This is a genomic window from Streptomyces sp. B8-7 (assembly GCF_058833805.1).
The window spans coordinates 646,015-661,058 of record NZ_JBYRRL010000002.1; the positions used below are offsets into that span (position 1 = coordinate 646,015).

The following is a 15,044-nucleotide window of genomic DNA, read 5'->3' on the forward strand; positions in this document are numbered from 1 at the left end:
AACGCTCCTCGGGGCCGGGGCGGTTGCAGTATCCGGGCCGGTCGCGGGCTCCGCCTCGCCGGGGAGAGGGATGTTCGTCCTCCGGGGCCCGCACCCGGACGCCCCCGTACGAGGCGGCCCGCACGGGGACACCGTGCACGGGGCGGCCGCCCCACGGACGCCGCACACGGAGGGACTCCGCCCGACGGACGCCGCACACGGAGGGACTCCGCCCGACGGCGCCACGGGAACGCGCCGGGAACGCGCCGGGGGCGCCCCTGCGAGGGGGCGCCCCCGGTCCGGGGAGTGCGTGCGGCACCCGCGGCGGGGCGCCGCACGGCGGGCCGGTCAGCCGGTGAATCCGGCCGTGATGGAGGTGAACTGCCAGTTGTTCTGGCTGATGCCGGAGCAGTTGCTGGTCACGCCGCCGCCCGGACAGGGCCGGTCGCGGTTGACCGACCAGAAGGCGAGGCGCGCGAGGTGGTGGGAGTTCGCCCAGTCGCGGATCCGGGTCCAGGTCGCGACGGAGGTCAGCTCCTGCTGGTCGGACAGGCCGTTCATGCCGGAGATGCCGATGTGGGCGTACGCGGTGGCGTCGTCCCAGCCGAACGTGGACTTCAGCTTGGCCTTGAGTCCCTCGGTGGCGTTGACGGTGTTGCCGTACATGTCGGCACCGCCCCCGAAGTCGAACGGCATGACGGTGAACACGTCGATGCCGGCGTTGAGCGCCTTGGCCTGCTCGATGAGCCGGTTGCCCCAGTAGGTCGGACCGGTCGTCGAGGTGCCGAAGGTGAGGATCGTGCGCAGGCCCGGGTTGCCGGCCTTGACGATCTTCAGGGCGTTCAGGATGCGGTCCTGCACGGTCGCGTTCTCGAACTCGTCCGAGTTCTCGATGTCGACGTCGATCGCCTTGAGGCCGTAGGCGTCGATGACGCGCTGGTAGGCGCCGGCCAGGGCCTCGGGCGTGGAGCAGTTCGGGCCGAGCTTGTTGCCGCTCCAGCCGCCGATCGAGGGGACGACGTCGCCGCCCGCGGCGCGGACGGAGTTGATGACGCCCTGGTCGTTGCCGCCGGTCAGCGGCCGGTTTCCGTCCCAGGCCGGGTTGCAGCCGCCGGAGGAGAGGATGAACGCCATCGTGTACCACTTGACGCCGGTCGCGCCCATCACCGAGGTCGCGCCGGGCGGGTCGCCCCAGCCGAGGTACAGGTAGGGCGCGGCCTGCTTGAAGCCGGTGCCCCCGCCGCCGCCCGGGTCCGTGGTGACGGTGACGGCGTTGGACGCGGGGGAGCTGTTGCCGGCCGCGTCCCGGGCCCGCACGGTGAAGGTGTAGGAGGTGCTCGCCGCGAGCCCGGAGACCGTGGCGCTGGTCCCGGACACGCTCAGCACCTGGTGGGATCCGCTGAACACGTCGTACGCGGTGACGCCGGTGTCGTCGGTGGAGGCGTTCCAGGCCAGGGACACGCTGGACGAGGTCCTGCCCGTGGCGCGCAGGCTGCCCGGCACCGTCGGCGCCTGGGTGTCGCCGCCGCCCCCGCCGCCGGGTCCGTCGAGGCTGATGTCGTCGGCGTGGTACGTCCCCTGCCCGTACCAGCCGTGCACGTACACCCGGGCGCTGGTCTGCGAGGCGCCCGTGGTGAAGGACAGGCTGAGCCGGCTGTACGACGACGGCGAGGTGGTCCAGGTGGAGGCGCCGCCGTCCACGCCGAGGTAGACGTAGGAGCCGCGGACCCAGCCGCTGAGCGTGTACGCCGTGCCCGGCCGGACCGCGATGTCCTGGCCGCACTTGGCGTTGTCGCTCGCGCCGGCCGCCCCCCGGAGGGCGCGGGAGCCGCTGTGCACGGGGGAGGACACGACCGAGCCGAGGTTTCCGGTGCAGGTCCAGGGCGACAACGACCCCGACTCGAAACCGGCGTTGGACAGGATGTTGGCCGCCTGGGCGGTACCGGGAAGCGCGACGGCTCCGCCGGCCGCGAGGCCGACGGCACCGAGCAGCGCGAGAAGTCTGCGTCGGGAGCGACTGAGGAGTGAGGTGCGCACGCGATCTCCCTGGGGAATGTGGGGTGTTCGGGAGTGCACGGGAGTGCGGGTGGTGCGCCCACCAAGTTGGTATGGACCAATCCTGCTGTCAAGAGGCCGCTCGACATCCGTCCGTACCGGAGCCCGGAGCGCGGCCGCTCCCGGTGCGCACCGGGAGCGGCCGCGCCCTAGAGCGGCAGGGCCTGGGCGGTGCTCTGTACCGGGTCCGGCAGGGCCGGTACGGCGGGCAGCGGCACCTCGGTCTCCTCGCTCCGCTGCTGGGGCAGGGAGACGGCCAGCAGGGGCCGCGGCCCCGAGACGACCGTGTAGTCCTGCCCGAGGAACGGCGGAGCGACCTCGCCCGGGTCCTCCCCGAGCGCCAGCCGGACGGCCAGCCACGGCACGTTCGTCCCGCACAGGGACAGCTGGTGCAGTCCGCCGGCCGGACGGGTGTTCACGTCCATCAGCACGGGCGTGTCCCCGAGCATCCGGAACTGGATGTTGGACAGGTGGTGCAGCCCGAAGCCCTCGGCGATCCGGCGGGCCGGCTCCAGCCACTGCTCGTGCAGGGTGAAGCCGCGCCGCCGCCCGTTCTTCGTGCGGCCGATCGCCAGCCGGACCCGGTTGTCCGTCCCGGTCAGGCAGTCCACCGACACCTCGGGCTGGTCCAGCCGCGGCATCACCAGCCAGTCCACCGGCTCGTCGGCCGACCGCAGCGCCTCGACGACCAGGTCGAGATGGACGTAGGGGCTCGGGAAGCCGTTGAGCTGCACCAGGGAGAAGGGGGCCCGGGTGACCACCCGGAAGCCCACGCCGCCCGCTCCGGACGCCGGCTTGAAGCACGCCTTGTGTCCGGCCGCCTCCAACTCCTCCACGGCGGCGAGGAGTTCGTCCGCGGTGCGCACCCGCCACCAGGGCGGCACCGGCACTCCGATCGCCTGCACCGCCTGGTAGGCGACGATCTTGTCCTCGAAGAGCGCGGCCGCCTCCGGAGTGGGCGCCAGCAGCGCGGTGCCGACGGCCGCGAAGTCCGCCCGGTGCGCCGCGATCGCCGCCTGGTGCAGCCGGGGCACGAACACGTCGATGCCGCGCCGCGCGCACAGGTCGAGGGCGAACTCGACGTACGCCGCCGGGGACAGGCCCTCCGGCTCCGGCTCGGCGGTGTCGGCGGCGGCGAGCACGGGGGAGTCCGGGTCCCCGTGCGTGGCATGGATCTCGACGGCCCGGTCGCTGGGATTTCGTCGGAGCTGATCCATGAAGAACACGTTCTCCGCGTACGTGCGGTTGAGCCAGACGCGTACGCGAGAGACCATGCAGGGCCGCCTTTCGGGGGTTCGCGGGCACGGCGGAGCGGCCCGTGCCCGGGCAAGGTGGTTGAAGGGACACCGAACCGCCCCGGTGAAGGGAAGTGTCTCGGCGGTGGTGTTGGGGGGATCATACGACCTCCCCGGACCTCCGCGTGCAACGCGGGTGTTACGGATTCCCCACCGGGGCGGGGTCTGCAGGTGTCGCGGGATCGCCTTGTCGGCGGGGCGCGGAATGTGCTGTCGTAGGGGCGGACGGTGGACACCGGATGGGGGGCGAACGGGTGGCGTCGAGGGCCGGCGGGAGCGGGCGGCTGCTGGCCATCAGCGACCTGCACATCGGGTATCCGGAGAACCGGGCGCTGGTCGAGAAGCTGTATCCCGAGCAGGAGGGCGACTGGCTCGTGGTGGCCGGCGACGTGGCCGAGACCGTCGCCGACATCCGCTGGGCCCTCGCCCTGCTCGCCGAGCGCTTTCACACGGTCCTCTGGGTGCCCGGCAACCACGAACTGTGGACACACCCCAAGGACCCGGTCACCCTGCGCGGTGTCGCCCGCTACGACCATCTGGTCTCTCTCTGCCGCGAGCTGGGCGTGCATACGCCGGAGGACCCCTACCCCGTGTGGCAGGGGCCCGACGGGCCGGTGCGGGTGGCACCGCTGTTCCTGCTGTACGACTACTCCTTCCTGCCGCAGGGCTGTGCCACCAAGGAGGAGGGCCTGGCCTACGCCCGCAGCACCGGGATCGTCTGCAACGACGAGGACCTGCTGCACCCCGACCCCTATCCGACGCGGGACGCCTGGTGCCGGGCCCGGGTGGAGCTGACCGGACGCCGGCTCGCCGAGCAGGCGGGTGACCTGCCCCTGGTCCTGGTCAACCACTACCCGCTGGACCGGCATCCGACGGACGTGCTCTGGTACCCCGAGTTCGCCATGTGGTGCGGGACGAGGCTGACCGCCGACTGGCACCGCCGCTTCGGAACGGTCGCGATGGTGTACGGCCATCTGCACATCCCCCGCAGTACGGTGCTGGACGGGGTCCCCTTCGAGGAGGTGTCGGTGGGCTATCCCCGCGAGTGGCGCGGCCGCCCCCAGCCGCCCGGCGTCCCGCGCGTCGTCCTGCCCCGGGAGCCGCGCCGCGCCCCCGGGCCCGACGCCCCCTGAGCCGGGGGCCCCTGAGCCCGGGCCCGCCGCACGCCGCGGGGCGCGCCGGCGGTGTGCGCTCCCCTGTGGGGTGTCAGCCGTGCGGCTGCCAGGTCTGCACCAGCCGGAAGAACTCCTCCTCGTTGCCTCTCAGCCCCGCCTGGGCCAGTGCCTGCTCGGCCTCGGCCAGGACGGACGGCGGGACGACCGGTGGCCGCCCGCCCTCCGGCGGCCGGTCGGCGGCCCCCGTGCCGCAGGCCCCGTCGAGGACACCGTCCGGACCGGTGGTGCCGGTTTCGCCGTGTCCGTCGGCCGCGCCGCCGCCCTCGGCGTCGTCGAACGCGGCCCGTACGGTGTGCAGCAGGCGCAGATAGGCCTGGACGGCCGTGCGCTCCCGGTCGGTCAGGACGATCGTGGGCATCGGTCGGCTCTCCCCGTGTCGGCTCGGTCGGTCACGCGCCGGTGGGCACGTACGCCCCCTCGGGGGACGCGCTCTCCAGCTTGCCCGCCGCCACTGACAATCGGGGCGCAGCGACGGCCGGTTCGCCCGCTCAGCCGACGCCGGGCCACCCCGCCGGCCCGGGATGCCTCCGGGTGCGGGACGCCCTCGGCGGGTACGCGGCGGCCCGGTGGGCCGCGCGGGCCGGCCGGGGAGCCCCGGGAGGCGGCCCGCCGGATCGGGGCAGCCGGATCGGGGCGGCCGGATCGGGGCAGCGGGAGCGGTGGCCGGAACGGGAGCGGTGCGCCGGCCGGGGAGCGGCCCCCCCCCGGGTGCGCCTCAGCCCTGCGGGCCCAGATAGCCCAGGGACGTCTCGATGCGGCCGGCCAGCCGGTCGCGCCGCAGCGGTGCCCGGCCCGAGGAATCGGCCAGCCAGGTACGGCACTTGCTGGCCAGGAGCAGGCCGAACGCCTCCGCCTCCCGCTCGTCGTCGAGGTCGAAGCGGGTGCGGGCGGCCACTTTCAGCACGGTCGCCTGAAGGTCCGCGGACTCCTCCAGCAGCCGGGCGGCCACCGTCGCGCCGTCCACATGGTGGCCGCGGTGCCCGGCCTGCATGTGCCACAACTCGTGTCCGAGGATGACGAGTTGATGATCCGGAGCGGTGCGCTCCTCGATGACCACCAGGTCCTGGTCCGCCATGTCGATCCACAGGCCGCTGGCCGCGTTGGACGGGAAGGAGGCCATGCGCAGGCGCACCGGGCGCCCGCGGCGTCTGCTCATCGCGTCGCACAGCGCGGTGTAGAGCTCCACGGGTGCCGCCGGTGCGGGCAGCCGGAGTCCGGCCACCAGGTCGGCGCACAGACGGCGCATCTCCCGGGCGTTTCCGTTTCCCACAGTTCTCTCCCGGATCACGACTCGGGCCGTTTGACGCTCTCCAGGAGCATGTCCAGCCATTCGGCGACCTTGTCGCGATGCTGATCGGTGGGCAGTTGGGCGGCCCGCCAGGCGATGCCGCGCACCCCGTGGTCCTGGAGCAGCCGCTCCAGCGGGTCCGACGGCACCGCGGCCGCCGCCTGCCGCTCACGGTCGGCGAGCTTCTGCAGCAGGTCCTGCTCGGCGCGTTGGAGAGCACCGGCGAGTGCCTCGCCGTCCTCGGCGGTCAGGAAGCCGGCGTGCACGCGGAAGAAGCGCTGGAGGGCGTCGCAGTGTTCCATGGTGGGGCGCCGGTCGCCGTTGATCAGCGCGCCCGCCTGCTGCCGGGACATGCCCGCGCCGTCGGCGATCTCCTGCTGGGTGTATCTGCGCCCGTTCGGCTTGAGCCGGGTGCGCCGCAGCAGGTCGAGACGTTGCAGGAAGCGTGCCTGCACGTCGGGTTCGCCGGCCGGGCGGCCCTGGAGGAGGTCCTTCACCACGGGCTCGGGGACGCCGGAGGCCACGGACAGCCGTACCGTGTCGAACACTTCCGGGTGCGGTACGCCGAGCCGGTCGGCGAGCGCCGTGACGCGGTCGACGACGGCCGGCAGGACGGCCCACGCCGTGCCGTCCGAAACCTCGTAGCCATCCGCCACCGACGTGTCTCCTACGTCTCGCACAGCCGTCTCACCCATGGTCCCCGTGAACTTCCCGGAGCGTAGCCGGTGCTTCGAACTCACATCCAGGTCTCGCCACAACTGTGGCCAATTTCAGCCGTCAACAGTCGTGGAATGCCACGATAGTTGACATGCCTACGGTCGGAGCAGCAGGATCGGTGCGCCGCGAGATGGCCGCAGAGGCAAGAGGGGTGACCTCCCGATGGCATACCAGGCAGGTGGGCAGCGGCCGGCGCCGCGGTCCGCCCCCGTGCGTCCGCAGGCCCAGGAGTACCTTCGGGACTACGCGGCGCTCGTGGAGGCCGTTCCCTTCCCGTCGTTCGTGGTCGACCACCGCTGGGACGTGGTGCTGACCAACGGCGCGTTCCGGACACTCTTCCGCGGCGTGGGCCCGCATCCCACCGCCATGCCGGCCGACAACTTCCTGCGGTTCGTCCTGTTCCATCCCGACGCGGGGACGGTCCTCGGCGAGCACGAGTCGCGCTGGTGCCTGCCCATGCTGGCGCACTTCGCCGCCGCGCTGGAGCGGCACGGGCACGACCCCGCGCTGCAGGCGGTGCGGCGTGAGATCGCGCAGGACCCCTTCATGGAGGCGGCCTACCGGCAGGGTCTGCCGCACTGGGTGCGGGCCGTGGGTGAGTCGGCCCTGGAGCACGACGGGGCCGTGCGGCCGCTGCTGCATCCCGATCCCCGGTGGGGCGCGACCGACTGCCGGATCGTCGACGAGACGCCCCGGGCGCTGCGGGAACTGGACCGCACCCGTCTGACGTTGGTGCTGCGCGACCGACGTGCTGCCGCCGAGCGCGCAGCCGTGTCCAGGGCGCGCCGCACGGTGGGTCACCTCAGCGTGGTGCCCGCCCCCGAGGACTGACCTGGCACCGTCGGCGTTCAGGTCGCCGACGGCGTCAGGTCGGCCCGGCGGGGCGCGGCCGGCCCCCGCCGCATGGAGTCCCTGCCGGGTGCGGTGGCGCCGTGGGCAGGGGTGCGCGGGCGTGTCGCGGCCGCTCGCGCAGTTCCCGTGCGCCCCTTCCCGGGCGTGGGCGCGTTGACGGCGGCAGTGCCGTTCCCGGGTCGCGTCGGAGCGCGGCCGCGGGTGCCGGCTCGGTGGTCAGGCGGCCAGCCGGCGTCTGCCGCGTCTGGTGCGGGGGGCCGGGATCGGAGTGGGCCGGGGGAGCGGGGAGGGCTCGGTGCCGACGGTGGCCGGGGGGCGGGACAGGAGGATGACGCCTCGGGCGGCCAGTGCCGTCCCGGTGAGGGCCAGCAGGAGGCCCGCCGGTCCGCCCTGGAGGTGCTCGCCGAGGAGGGAGAGGCCGATCAGGGCGGCCGCCACCGGGTTGGCGAGGGTGACCGTGGCGAGCGGGGCGCCCAGGCCGCCCCGGTAGGCGGTCTGCGACAGCAGCAGGCCTCCGGCCGCGAGCGCCGCGACGAGGACGGCGACCCCGACCACCTGCGCGCTGAGCAGGGGGCCGGAGCGGTCGGTGGCGGCCACCGTCACGGTCTGGGTGAGTGCGGAGGCGACCCCCGAGGCGAGGCCGGACGCGGTCGCGTGCCGCAGGCCCGGCCGTGCGCCCGGCCGGGACAGCACTCCGATCAGCACCGCCGCGGTGCCCGCGACGGCCAGCGCCTCGGCCGGGCTCAGCACGTCGTCCGGCGCCGGGCCCGATGCCGCTGCCAGCAGTGCGGCCAGGCCCGCCAGCGTGCACGCGGTGCCCCGCCACTCGGCGGCGCTGACCCGCCGGCCCGCCACCCGCGCCCCCAGCGGCACGGCCGCGACGAGCGTGAGCGCGCCGAGCGGCTGCACCACCGTCAGCGGGCCGTACTTGAGGGCCACCACGTGCAGCAGTGCCCCGGCCGCGTTGAGCAGGACCGCCCCCCACCACACCGCGCTGCCCAGCAGCCGCGGCGGGCCGGTCCCGGCGGAGCGGGCGAGCCGCTCCTGGGTGACCGCGGCGGCGGCGTAGGCGACCGCGGAGAACAGCGACAGGACGACGGCGAGGGTGAAGGCCGTACTCACCGGACCACCCCGGCCGGTGCCGCCCCGTCCCGCGCCGGAGCGACACCCCGGGCGGGTGCGCCGTCCCCGGCGCGCGCGTCGGCCGCAGGGGGCGCGCCGTCCCCGTCACGTGCGCGGGTTCCGCCGGGCCCGCCGTCTGCGGCGGGTGTGCGGGGCGAGGGGAGGCGGCTGCCGCCGGCGGGTGCGGCGGGTGCGGCGGGGATCCGGGACGGCGCGCGGACCAGCGCCAGCGCGAGCCCCAGCAGCGCGGTCGCCGCGATCGCATCGAGCCAGTAGTGGTTGGCGGTGCCCACCACGACCAGCAGGGTCAGCAGCGGGTGCAGCAGCCACAGCACGCGCCACCGGGACCGGGTGGCGGCGATCAGGCCGATCGCGAGCATCAGCGCCCAGCCGACGTGCAGGGACGGCATCGCGGCGAACTGGTTGGAGAGGTGGTCGGACTGCGGGGGCCCGTACACGGAAGGTCCGTACACCCGCGCGGTGTCGATCAGTCCGGTCTCCCCGAGCATCCGTGGCGGAGCCAGCGGGAACGCCAGATGCAGGGCGAGCGCCGCCGCGGTCACCGCGGCGAGCACCCGCCGGGCCCACACGTAGTGCACGGGGCGCCGCAGGTAGAGCCAGACCAGGAAGGCCGCGGTCGCCGGGAAGTGGACGGCCGCGTAGTAGGTGTTGGCCAGCCGGACGAGGGTGTCGCCGTGCAGCAGGACGGACTGCACCAAGCCCTCGCCGGGCAGCCGCAGGGTGTGCTCCAGGTCCCACACGCGGTGCGCGTTGCGGTAGGCCTCCCCGGTGTGGTCCGCGGCCAGTCGCCGGCCGAGCTTGTACACGAGGAAGAGCCCCCCGACGAGCAGCAGTTCCCGCAGCAGCGGCGGCCGGGACGCCCGGTCGGGCCCCGCTCGGCCGGGCCCGGTGCGTGCCTTCATGCCCAGCCCCTTCGGTGACGGTGGTGCGGACGAGCCGCGGACCTGTCCCGGCTCGGCGATACGGCGGCGTACCGATACCTGAGCGTACCGATACGGTGGTGTACCGATACGGGAGTGTACCGATACGTTCGCGTACCGGTACACTGGGCCGTCGAAGGGCTCGGACGGCGGGGTGGTCGGTAGCGCCGGTCCGCGCCGCAGGGCTGCCGGAGCGAGAGGGAACGCCGATGACGTCGCAGGCCGCGGACCGGCCGGAACAGGTCGCTTCGAGCCGCTCCAAGCTCACCCGGGAGCGGGAGCAGGAGTTCTTCGACGCCGTCCTGGAACAGATCCGCGCGTGCGGCTACGACTCCGTGACCATGGAGGGCGTGGCCGCCAGCACGCGGTGCAGCAAGTCCACGCTGTACCGGCAGTGGCGGACCAAGCCGCAGTTCGTCGCGGCGGCGCTGCGCTCCTGCCGGCAGGTACGCTTCGCCGGCATCGACACCGGCTCCCTCGCCGAGGACCTGCGCCAGGCGGCACGCGCCGCGGGCGGCTCCTCCGACAAGGACCAGGGGCTGCTCCAGGCCCTGGGGCACGCGGTCATGCAGGACCGCGAGCTCCAGCAGGCGCTGCGCGAGGCGCTCGTCGACCCCGAGATCGAGGCGCTGCGGGGGATCCTGCGGCGCGGCATCGAGCGCGGCGAGATCCCGGCGGACCACCCCGCGCTGGAGTACATCCCGGCGCAGTTGTACGGGGTGCTGCGGGCGCGCCCCGTCATCGAGGGCGAGTACGCCGACGCGGACTACCTGGTCCGCTTCGTGGAGGCCGCGGTGCTGCCCGTGCTGGGCCTCGGCTGAAGACCCGGGCCGCCGTCCGCGGGATGACGCGACGGCGGCCTGACCGCGCCGCACCGTGGGGACGGGGGCGGCGCGCACCCCCCGGCCGGGAGGGGTGCCTCCAGAGCGGAGTGGCACCTCTCCCGGCCGTCGTCCGCCGGGCGGAGAGGCGCGGGACGAGGCCGGACCCCACCGGCGGCGCCGGGGACGAGCGGCCGGGCGGCGGTGCGGGACCGGTCGGGCGCCCCCGGCGCTCCCGGTCGCCGTGCCCCTCTGGCTCTCGCTCTGGGTCTGGCCCTCTCCGGGACTGGCCCCCTCCGGGTCTGGCCCTCTCCGGGTCTGGCCCTCTCCGGGTCTGGCCCTCTCCGGGTCTGGCCCCCTCCGGGACTGGCCCTCGCCGGGTCCGGCCCTCTCCGGGACTGGCCCTCGCCGGGTCCGGCCCTCTCCGGGACTGGCTCTCCCTCCGGGTCTGGCCCCCTCCGGGTCCGGCCCCCCTCGGGGCCGGTGTTCCGGGTGCGGGCCTCGCGTTGCGCCGTTCCTTCCGTCACGGGACCCGCGGGGGCGGACGCGACCGCCCCCGCGGACGGACGCCGGCCCCGGGGTCCGGAGTCACCCGCTCCGGGTCCCGGAGTCACCCGCCCCCGGGTCCCGGACTCAGACGTCGCGTCCCGCGCCCCCGGTGGACCCCTTCTTGATGCCCCGGGTGATGTCGTCGAGGACCGACACCTTCTGGTCGGTGTCCAGGCCGAAACGGATGATGATCATCCGGTGCTCGGGGTCGGCGGGGGACGGGACCGCCAGCGACTGGACGTAGCCGTCCGAGCCCTTGCTCGTGACCGCCTTCCAGCGCACCAGGTAGCCCTTCTGGCCGGCCACCGCGACCGGTTCGGCGGCCAGCTCCTGATGCGAGGTGATCTTGCCGTAGCCGGTGCCGTAGGACTCCTCGGCGTTCCGCGCGATGTCGTTCCTGGCGATCTCCTCGGGGGTGGCGCCCCTGGCCTCCAGGAGCCTGGCCGGAGCCGAGTAGACGCCGCCCTTCGTGCAGGTCTCGGACGGCGTGGCGGGGCAGGGGTAGGTGGTGTCGGACGACATCGCCGCCCCCGCTCCGTTCGGCTGTCCCGACCAGCCCTCGGGCACCGGCATCGTGATCCCGTTGACGACGTCGCTCAGCGTGCCCCCGCCGGACACCCGGCCCCGCTGGCCGTCGCCCTCGGAGCCGCCCGAGCCCCCGGAGTCCCCCGGACCTCCGCCGTCCCCGCGCTGCCGCGGCGACGGCGAGCCGCCGTCCCGGTCGCCGTCTCCGAACGGGGTGCCCCCGCCGCCCGGCCCCTGCCGGGAGTCGGTCCGCCGGGGACCGGCGTCGTCGTCGGCCAGTGCGTACACGCCGACGCCGATGCTCGCCAGCACCGCGGCCGCCACCCCGACCGCGACCCAGGTCCGCGCCCCGCCCCGCCGCGACGGCGCGGGCACCGCACCCGGGTGCCCGGGGTACCCCGGATACCCCTGACACGCCGGAGGGCCCCCGTACCCGGGCTGCCCGGGCTGCCCGGGGTGGCCCTGGGAGGCCGGCGGTGACGGCGGCACCGGCTGCGCCAAAGCCCCCGGGCCGTCCACCACGGTCCCGTACGGCCCCGCCGCGGCAGGCGGCACCGGAGGCACCCACGGCGCGGCCGACCCCGCGGGACGGGTCCGGTCCGTCCAGGCCCCGCCGTCCCACCAGCGCTCGGTGGCGGGACCGTCATTCTTCTGCCCGGGATCGGGGTACCACCCCGGGGGAGTCACCTGCGTCATCCCCCCACCGTATGAGGCGAGCGTGAGATCCCGATGAGAGGGTCGGGCCCGGCCCCGAGAACCGGCCGATAGGGGTGCGCACACGTGTGTTCCCGCCCGAAACAGGGCCAACTCCCCGCCCGCCGGGCCCCGCTGACCCGCCGCCGGAGCGGCCGGCTCGCTCCCACGTCGCCCCCGCGCCCCGCCGCTCACCCCTCGCGGCAACAGGTCGCCGGACCCGTCACCACCGGGCCTCCCGGACGGCTACGCTCAAGCCCTGTACGTCGTCCGGGCGACTCGGGGAGGTAGCGGGATGACGGAGGTACGGCCCACAGCGGCCGGCTCGGCCTCCCTGTGGGAGCGCGACGAGGAGGTCGCCGCCATCGCGCGGGCGGTCGACGTCCTGTGCGCGGACCGCACATCGGCAGGCCGGCTGCTGCTGTTCTGCGGCGAGGCCGGCCTCGGCAAGACGGCCCTGCTGCGCGAGGCCCGCAGCCTCGCCGAGGCACGCGCCTGCACCGTCTGGTCCACCCGCGGCGGCGAGACGCTGCGCTCCGTCCCCTTCAACGGCGTCCGCCAGCTCCTCCAGCCCGCCCTCGTCTCCCTGCTGCCCGAAGAAGCCCGCGACTACCTCGGCGACTGGTACGACATCGCCGGCCCCGCCCTCGGCATAGCGGACCCCACCGAGCGCCGGGCCGACCCGCAGGGCGTGTGCGACGGACTCGTCGCCGCCGTGCGCCGTCTGGCCCGCCGGGACTGGCCGCTCGTGCTGCTGATCGACGACGCCCACTGGGCCGACCTGGAGACGCTGCGCTGGCTCGCGGCGTTCGCCGAACGCCTCGACGACCTGTCCGTCCTGGTCATCGTCGCCCGCAGACCCGGCGACCTGAGCGGCGAAGGCGCCCGCCACCTCGATGCGGTCGCCGCCGTGAGCGGCCCCGTCACCGGTCTGAGCGCCCTCACCCCGGACGCCGTGGCCGGACTCACCCGGGCCACCCTCGGCGAGCACGCCGACGCCCCGTTCTGCCGCGAGGTCTGGGCCGTCACCGGCGGCAACCCCTACGAGAGCGTCGAACTCCTCGCCAAGGTCCAGGACAGCGAACTCGAACCGACCGAGGCCTCCGCCGCCGAACTGCGCGCCCTGAACCGCTCGGCCCGCGGCGGCGGCCTCGTCGCCCGGCTGGAGGGGCTGGGCATCGAGGCCACCCGGTTCGCCTGGGCGGCCGCCATCCTCGGCACCGGCATCTCCGTCGACCTCGTGGCCCGGCTCGCCACCATGCCCCACGACGACGCCGCCCGCTGCGCCGAACGCCTGCGTACCGCCCGCATCCTGACCGAGTCCGGCCCCGCCGCCGCCCATCTCGGCGCCCGGGAGCTGGAGTTCGTCCACCCGCTGATCGCCTCCGCCGTCTACAACTCCATCCCCGACGCGCTGCGCACCGCCATGCACGGCATCGCCGCGCGGGTCGTCACCGACTCCGGGCGCGGAGCCGCGGCGGCCTCCCGCCACCTGCTCCAGGTCCACCCGGACGACGACGCGGAACTCGTCGAGCAGCTCCGCGAGGCCGCCGCCGAACACCTCGCCGTCGGCGCCCCGGACGCCGCCCGCCGCTGCCTGGAACGCGCCCTGGCCGAACCGCCCCGGCAGGAGGTCCACGCCCAGGTCCTGTTCGAGCTGGGCTGCGCCACCCTGCTCACCTCGCCCCGCACCACCATCGGCCACCTGCGTTCCGCACTCGCCATCCCCGGCCTCGACGGTGGCCAGCGCGTCGACGCCGTCATCCGGCTCTCCCAGGCCCTGCTCCACAACGACCAGCTCGAACAGGCCGTGCGCACCATCGAGGCGGAGGCCGCCCGGCACGCGGACGGGCCCGCCCGGCTGCGGCTGAAGGCCGTGCAGTACATGTGGGAGGGCATCTACGCCGGAGAGGCCGCCTCACCCGGCCGCTCCGAACGCCTCGCCCGGCTCGCCGCCACCTGCACCGGCCGCGACAACTCCGAACGCGCCCTGCTCATCCTGCGCGCCTTCGACGCCATGACCCACGGCGAGAACGCGGAGGAGGTCGTCGAGCTGTGCGACCGCGCCCTCGTCAACGGCCGCCTCGCACCCGGGCTGGGCTGGACCGACACCGAGTGGGGCATGGAACTGCTGATGATGCTCGGCAGCTGCTACGCCTACTCCGACCGGCTCGACCGCGCCGAGAGCCTGTTCTCCGAAGCACTGCGCGCCTACACCACGGCCGGCTGGAGCGGCGGCCATCTCGCCCTGGCCAACGCCTTCCTGGGCCTCGCCTACCGTCGCCAGGGACGGCTCCGCGACGCCGAGAACGTGCTGCGCGAGTCGCTGCGGATCGCCGAACGCGTCGGCCGCGGACTGCCGCTGTACTGGTCGGCGACCTGCGGACTCGTCGACACCCTGCTCGCCCGCGGCCACATCGACGAGGCCTGGTCGCTCGCCGAGCAGTACGGCTTCGCCCCGCCCTACCCCTCCACCATCGTGCTGCCCGACACCCGCTCCGTGCGCGGCCGGCTGCTGCTCGCCGTGGGCCGCACGAAGGAAGGCGTCAACGAACTCGGCGAGGCCGAGAAGGCGGCCGCCGCCCGTGGCGGGCACAACCCCGTCCTCGCGCCCTGGACCATCGACCTCGCACACGCCCTCGCCGCCGAGGACCCCGCCCGCGCCGCCCAGCTGGCCGCCGACGCCCGCCGCCAGGCCGAGCGCTTCGGCACCGACACCGCCATCGGCGAGGCCCTGCGCTGTGCCGCGGCCCTGGAGACCGGCCCGCACCGGGCCCGCCTCGCCGAACGGGCCGTCGCCTACCTGGAGGCCTCACCCAGCCAGTACGAGCACGCCGCCGCGCGGATCGAGTACGGCCTGGCGACCGGCTCGGCGAGCGAACTGGGCCGCGGCCTGACCCTGGCCCGCTCCTGCGGCGCGGACGGGCTCGCCGCCCGGGCGCGCCGGGGCCTGGACCGCCTGCCCGGCTGACCGGGCCGAACCGGCCGGAGCCCGCTGATCCGCCCGGCCCCGCCGACCGGGCCGGCCCCGC

The 15,044-nt window shown here is 75.0% G+C and carries 12 protein-coding genes and 1 pseudogene; 4 read left to right on the forward strand and 9 right to left on the reverse strand.

Features of this window, described 5'->3' with window-relative positions; genetic code table 11:
- Positions 1-327 precede the first annotated feature (327 nt).
- On the reverse strand, positions 328-2,016 hold the full coding sequence (locus tag AC5K6T_RS11570; protein ID WP_493208176.1) for a carbohydrate binding domain-containing protein: 1,689 nt from the start codon (positions 2,014-2,016) through the stop codon (positions 328-330).
- Between the two features lie 167 nt (positions 2,017-2,183).
- On the reverse strand, positions 2,184-3,308 hold the full coding sequence (locus AC5K6T_RS11575) for an ATP-grasp domain-containing protein (protein WP_493208177.1): 1,125 nt from the start codon (positions 3,306-3,308) through the stop codon (positions 2,184-2,186).
- Positions 3,309-3,583: 275 nt separating this feature from the next.
- On the opposite strand from AC5K6T_RS11575, the gene AC5K6T_RS11580 reads away from it, so the two are divergent.
- On the forward strand, positions 3,584-4,462 hold the full coding sequence (locus tag AC5K6T_RS11580; protein WP_493209300.1) for a metallophosphoesterase family protein: 879 nt from the start codon (positions 3,584-3,586) through the stop codon (positions 4,460-4,462).
- Positions 4,463-4,535: 73 nt separating this feature from the next.
- Here the strand turns inward: AC5K6T_RS11580 and AC5K6T_RS11585 are convergent, their stop codons facing one another.
- The 3 genes from AC5K6T_RS11585 to AC5K6T_RS11595 form a co-directional block, all read right to left on the reverse strand.
- Positions 4,536-4,862: a hypothetical protein gene (locus AC5K6T_RS11585; RefSeq protein WP_493208179.1), complete on the reverse strand. Its 327-nt coding sequence runs from the start codon at positions 4,860-4,862 to the stop codon at positions 4,536-4,538.
- Between the two features lie 357 nt (positions 4,863-5,219).
- On the reverse strand, positions 5,220-5,750 hold the full coding sequence (locus AC5K6T_RS11590; RefSeq protein ID WP_493209301.1) for a toxin-antitoxin system, toxin component: 531 nt from the start codon (positions 5,748-5,750) through the stop codon (positions 5,220-5,222).
- Positions 5,751-5,788: 38 nt separating this feature from the next.
- The gene (locus AC5K6T_RS11595; protein WP_493208181.1) at positions 5,789-6,448 is read right to left on the reverse strand and encodes a helix-turn-helix domain-containing protein; all 660 of its coding nucleotides are present in this window, start codon (positions 6,446-6,448) and stop codon (positions 5,789-5,791) included.
- A 223-nt stretch (positions 6,449-6,671) separates the two neighbouring features.
- Between AC5K6T_RS11595 and AC5K6T_RS11600 the strand changes: the two genes are divergently transcribed.
- Positions 6,672-7,340 carry an MmyB family transcriptional regulator gene (locus AC5K6T_RS11600; protein ID WP_493208182.1) on the forward strand — a complete coding sequence of 223 codons (669 nt, stop codon included), beginning with the start codon at positions 6,672-6,674 and terminating at the stop codon, positions 7,338-7,340.
- A gap of 237 nt (positions 7,341-7,577) precedes the next feature.
- On the opposite strand, the gene AC5K6T_RS11605 is transcribed toward AC5K6T_RS11600, so the two are convergent.
- Together AC5K6T_RS11605 and AC5K6T_RS11610 are read right to left on the reverse strand one after the other, a co-directional pair.
- Positions 7,578-8,483, reverse strand: coding sequence for a DMT family protein (locus tag AC5K6T_RS11605; RefSeq protein WP_493208184.1), 906 nt, complete (start codon positions 8,481-8,483; stop codon positions 7,578-7,580).
- A complete protein-coding gene (locus AC5K6T_RS11610) occupies positions 8,480-9,406 on the reverse strand; it encodes a phosphatase PAP2 family protein (RefSeq protein WP_493208186.1) in 927 nt (308 codons plus the stop codon). The genes AC5K6T_RS11605 and AC5K6T_RS11610 overlap by 4 nt, the downstream gene beginning before the upstream one ends.
- A gap of 227 nt (positions 9,407-9,633) precedes the next feature.
- Here AC5K6T_RS11610 and AC5K6T_RS11615 point away from each other — a divergent pair, with 227 nt between their 5' ends.
- Complete coding sequence (locus AC5K6T_RS11615) at positions 9,634-10,245, forward strand: TetR/AcrR family transcriptional regulator (protein ID WP_493208188.1); 612 nt, start codon at positions 9,634-9,636, stop codon at positions 10,243-10,245.
- Between the two features lie 633 nt (positions 10,246-10,878).
- On the opposite strand, the gene AC5K6T_RS11620 is transcribed toward AC5K6T_RS11615, so the two are convergent.
- A complete protein-coding gene (locus AC5K6T_RS11620; protein WP_493209303.1) occupies positions 10,879-11,694 on the reverse strand; it encodes a hypothetical protein in 816 nt (271 codons plus the stop codon).
- A 201-nt stretch (positions 11,695-11,895) separates the two neighbouring features.
- A pseudogene (locus AC5K6T_RS11625) lies at positions 11,896-12,015 on the reverse strand (DUF2510 domain-containing protein); the annotation flags it as partial.
- Between the two features lie 292 nt (positions 12,016-12,307).
- Here AC5K6T_RS11625 and AC5K6T_RS11630 point away from each other — a divergent pair.
- Complete coding sequence (locus AC5K6T_RS11630; protein WP_493208189.1) at positions 12,308-14,983, forward strand: ATP-binding protein; 2,676 nt, start codon at positions 12,308-12,310, stop codon at positions 14,981-14,983.
- Positions 14,984-15,044: the final 61 nt, after the last annotated feature.